Source organism: Ruminococcus sp. (genome assembly GCF_017650195.1).
Classification (GTDB): Bacteria; Bacillota; Clostridia; order Oscillospirales; family Ruminococcaceae; genus Ruminococcus.
In genome coordinates, this window is sequence record NZ_JAGCFH010000027.1 from 1 (window position 1) to 4,849 (window position 4,849).

Sequence of the window (4,849 nt, forward strand, 5' to 3'; positions counted from 1 at the left end):
AGAAATATTTATACTATTTTTAAAGAGATGTTGTTGAATATTAAATTATTTTTTGATTTGTGTAAATTTTAATATTATTATGCTTTTATATTATCATGTTTTTATGTAAAAGTCAATGAAAAAACGGTAACAAAATCATGTATCGTCTTATATTCTGCATAATATACAAATAAAATGTTCTCAAAGACAAAAAATTCTTCTCAAAAGGATGTCACAATTTGAACACCTAATTCGTATATATAAAAATGCAGTGAAACTTTTAATATAAATTCAAATCAGACTAAATAATATATAGGAGTTATATGGTCTGTGTTGAACCAAATGAAGCAAAAAATCCATTATCTTTATATTATAATGGAATGATATAATAGTATACGACTACAAGCATCAAAAATACTGCCGCTACAACAAATACTACATCTCTAAATTTAACACTTGGAGATTTAAACAAAGATAGTTATATTGATGTAGTAAATGTTTCTAGTATTTTTTCATACTATACATACGTCTCAATAACCGAAGAAGCGATTATGGCGATTGATGAATATTAGGAGAAAGAGTATTATATTTGCTGACTTATGAAATAAGCAATATTGTAGGTTAATAGTCTTTTTTATCCTAATTTGGTTTATCGTCTGAAAAAAGACCTCATGCTATCAGTAAGCTCGTCAAGATGACCTGTGAAACAGTGATCTGCACCGCGTATCGGGATTAGCTCTGCGTCAGTATAAAGACTGACGGCTTTTTCTGCATAAGAATAGGGAACGACAGGATCCTCGTCGCCGTGTATGATCAGCACTTTCCCTTTGTATCTTTCAATAGAGTCTTCCACATGAATAGTCTGAGCTGTACGGACATAATCTCCAGAAACTTCCCAGCTTTCGCTGGCTACCTTATCCGGGATATGTTCCTTATCAAAGTTGTTTCCAAGCATTATACCATCTCTTGCATTTTCCGGGATCATCCATGCGGGGGATAATGGAATGATAGCTTTGAAGTCATCCGCATACATAGCGCCTATTAGCATTGTAAGAAGTCCTCCCTGTGAATGACCGCACATATATAGCTCTGTCACAAAGTCAAGCTTTTTTGCATATTCGACTACTGCAAGTGCATTGGTGATCCATTTATAAAGGGTATGATTCCTGAATTCTCCATCACTTTTTCCATGACCGTACATCTCCACACGCAGAACAGAAACACCTGATTCATTCATTGCTTTCTGAACCGCAATTATATGATCTTCTTCCATATACCCAGTAAATCCGTGAACAAGTATGCACAGCGGACCGTTTACAGTTTCATTGGGGCGGTCCAGTTTTGCATGAAGACGGATACCGTCACAGTTTATATAGAATTCTTTCATGATTAAATCCTCCGGTCGGTTTTGTATTTTTTTAAATTATATCAAACACTATGATTTTTGTCAATATGTGGATGATTGAGTTAAAAGTCATCACAATACAGTATCAATTATTATTGCTTTAATATATTGACAAAATAATTGTTTGTGATATAATATATAGTATATATTAAACTTAAAGGAGAAAAATAATGAACAAAATAATGGTCGCAGGCGGCGGTGTCCTTGGAAGTCAGATTGCATTTCAGTGTGCTTATGCTGGGCTAAAAACAACGATATGGCTACGTTCAGCAGATTCTGTACAAAGAGCCAAAAAGAAGCTGGATGCCTTGAAAGAAAGCTACAGTCAGACAATTGCAGCTTGTAAATATGGAAAAATGAACTATCTTGGTGCATTTGATACAGTTGGCAAACAGGTCACCGAAGCTGATTTCGATTTGTATCAGAACAAGACTGATACTGTTATGGATAATATTATATTTGAAACAGATATGGAGAAAGCAGTATCGGGGCAAAGCTTTATAATTGAATCTATTTCAGAAAATATGGATACCAAAAAGGAATTCTATAATAATCTGAATAAATATGTAAGTAACGATGCTGTAATTGCTACAAATACATCAAGTTTTCTTCCAAGTGATTTTAAGGATATTATTGATAATTCTGAACGATTTATAGCAGTTCATTTTGCAAATAATATATGGATAGCAAATATTGCAGAGATTATGGGACATAGTGGTACCTCAGAGGAAACAGTACAGAAAGCAAAAGCTTTTGCCAACAGGATAAACATGATCCCTTCCATTATCCGTAAGGAACAGAAAGGATATATTCTGAATTCTCTGCTTATACCGTTTCTCCTTTCAGCACTTAAGCTTTGGGCTGGAGAAGTTGCTTCTTCCAGTGATATTGATAAAACATGGAAGCTGTCTACAGCTTCAAAGTATGGCCCTTTTGAGATTATGGATACAGTTGGGATTAATACTGTTTATGCGGTTGTTGTAACGAGTCCTTCTGCAAATCAGGAAGGTACGATTGAAAACCTTATTGCGGAAAAACTCAGAAAAATGTTAGAATCCGGTAGCAGATTCTATTCCTGAATTAACAATTTAGCCAGTTTATATCGTTTGTGCGTTGATACATGACAACTTCAAATAGGATGATAATATATTGACACATATTACTTTCTATGATACAATATTACTTGTATATAATCTTTGGAGGTGTATGATTTGAAAGTATCAAAGGCAACTAAAAAAGCATTGTCAGTATGTATGAGTATGCTGCTTACTGTCAATACATGTTCAGTAATGAATCTTATTGCAGCCGATAACGACAGCACAGAACCGATCGAGCCGTCAATTGCTACATCAGCCACCACAACAACTACTATGGCTGTTTCAACAACAGCTTCTGCAACTACAACTTTGACTGCTGCAACAGAAGTTTCTACAACAACTGCTTCGGCTTTGGGAACAGAAACTGAAGAAACAACTACTACTTCAGCTGTGACAACGGAAGCAACTGCTATGGCTGAACTTAAACTTAACAGCAAAATCGAGGATAACAAGGTCACTCTTACATGGAACAACGTAAGTGATGAAGACGGTTTTGGCTATCAGCTTTTCAGGCGTGAAAGCGGTTCAGACTGGGAAGTCCGCTCTATATGGAATGAAAAGGAAAAGGTCGATGTGCTGAATATATATCCGGCACAGCCGTTCCTTGAGGAATGGATGACTTCGCCAATAGGTGAAACAGAAACTCCTGCTGGAAAAGATCTGATGAATATATCATCGGTATATTTCGATGATTTCAATTCGGACCCTGTAACATATTTGTACAACGAGGACGGAAGCTGGAAGTATGATGTTCTATTTGTAGGAGCTGCTGATTATAATTCCGGTTTTGATTTCAGCAATGAAGCTATGGAGGAAGTTACTAAATTTGAAAAGAGCGGAAGAGGCGTTCTTTTCGGACACGATACTCTCGGCGCAGGCCTTGGTTACACTAATTTCAATACATTTGCAGAGGATCTTGGTATCCTTATAGGTGCGCGTAATACTTCGGCATCGAATATAGCAACAGTAGTAAAGACAGGAGTTATGACGGATTACCCATGGACTATACGCGGAACTCTTGATATACCGAGCTGTCACACGACTGGCCAGTATGCTCTTGATGCAACTGTCTGGATGACGTTAGGCACCGGTGATATAATTGATGCTGAGACTGGTGCAATAGGCAATTTCTATCTTATTACAAATAACAATCTTGGTATGATACAGACAGGTCACAGCAACGGACAGGCAACAGATGATGAAAGAAAGGTGCTTGCAAATACACTTTTCTTCCTTTATCAGAATTCAGACAGCACTAATGCTGTTGACGGCGCATTCACTGACAGAAAAGCTCCGCAGAAGCCTGACGTATCAGATTCTAATGTAAACAATAGCAAAATGCGGCTTTCTGTTCAGGCAAAGGATGAGCCTACAGTATATGATTATTACGTAAGCGCTGTATCAGAGAAGGAGAGTAAGGTAGTTGCTTCTTCAAATATCGTACAGGAGAAGTCGCTTAGTGGAATCGCTGGATTTGTTGTCAAGGTCACAGACAGCAATAAGGAAACTCCGGAGATCATTGAGTACGAAGATGATAAGGAAACAGTAAAGAATATCATTCCTGCTGATGAAGAAGGAATGGCAGAGCTTGAGGTTGAGCTTGATGATACTGTTATTTCGCAGTATGTTCACATATTCGCTGTTGACAATGAAAACAACATAAGCGAGGAACTTATTGTTCCTGTAAATGATTATGTAAAGCTTGGAGACGTTAACTTTGACGGAGAGGTAAACGCAGTTGACGCAAGTCTTATACTTGCTGAATATGCGAGAATATCCACAAAACAGCCCGCAGCTTTCACTGAAAAGCAGTTCGTTGCAGGTGAAGTTGACGGAAACGGCATCATTGATGCAGCTGACGCATCGCTTGTTCTTGCTTATTACTCGTATTTATCTACAGGTGGAGAACTTGACGATATGAGAGATTGGCTTCAGATCGTAGACTTATCTGCAATTGAAGAGAAACTGGCGGAATAATACGAGAAATATTTGACTGTATAATAAGTTTTATAGCGTAAACAAAAATAGGAGTATGTTTTCTTGGTGTGATGACTCAGACATACTCCTTTTTTATTTATTTCAACTGCATTATATTTTGGAAAAACACTTTTTGATAAATACTTTTTACACTCAGTTTGAAAATTCATTTTTCAGGGTTCATTGAATCTACGATATTAAGCTGTATTACAGTAAAAAAATTTTTAGAAAATGGTGAGAGAAATGATAATCTCAAACGTCTAATAAGTAGGTATAATCGAAGCAAATTTTTGGGGATAAGCTGCAATTTCATTCGTATAAGAGAGCTTTTACTGTTATATTATTTAAATTATATAGATGTATTGCACTTTTTCTAGATATATATTATACT

The 4,849-nt window shown here is 36.4% G+C and carries 3 protein-coding genes; 2 read left to right on the forward strand and 1 reads right to left on the reverse strand.

Annotated elements, in window-relative coordinates:
* Positions 1-628 precede the first annotated feature (628 nt).
* Entirely contained in the window at positions 629-1,366 is a 738-nt protein-coding gene (locus J6U00_RS01150; protein ID WP_296577769.1) for an alpha/beta fold hydrolase, read from the reverse strand.
* A gap of 200 nt (positions 1,367-1,566) precedes the next feature.
* Between J6U00_RS01150 and J6U00_RS01155 the strand changes: the two genes are divergently transcribed.
* The gene (locus J6U00_RS01155; RefSeq protein ID WP_296577774.1) at positions 1,567-2,463 is read left to right on the forward strand and encodes a 3-hydroxyacyl-CoA dehydrogenase; all 897 of its coding nucleotides are present in this window, start codon (positions 1,567-1,569) and stop codon (positions 2,461-2,463) included.
* 132 nt (positions 2,464-2,595) lie between these two features.
* Positions 2,596-4,458 (forward strand): dockerin type I domain-containing protein, encoded by a 1,863-nt coding sequence (locus J6U00_RS01160; protein WP_296577772.1) that lies wholly within the window; start codon positions 2,596-2,598, stop codon positions 4,456-4,458.
* Positions 4,459-4,849 lie beyond the last annotated feature (391 nt).

Bases quoted from the DNA above. Each gene is read 5' to 3' on its own strand.
- J6U00_RS01150 (WP_296577769.1), bottom strand. From the start codon at position 1,366: ATGAAAGAATTCTATATAAACTGTGACGGTATCCGTCTTCATGCAAAA.
- J6U00_RS01155 (WP_296577774.1), top strand. From the start codon at position 1,567: ATGGTCGCAGGCGGCGGTGTCCTTGGAAGTCAGATTGCATTTCAGTGT.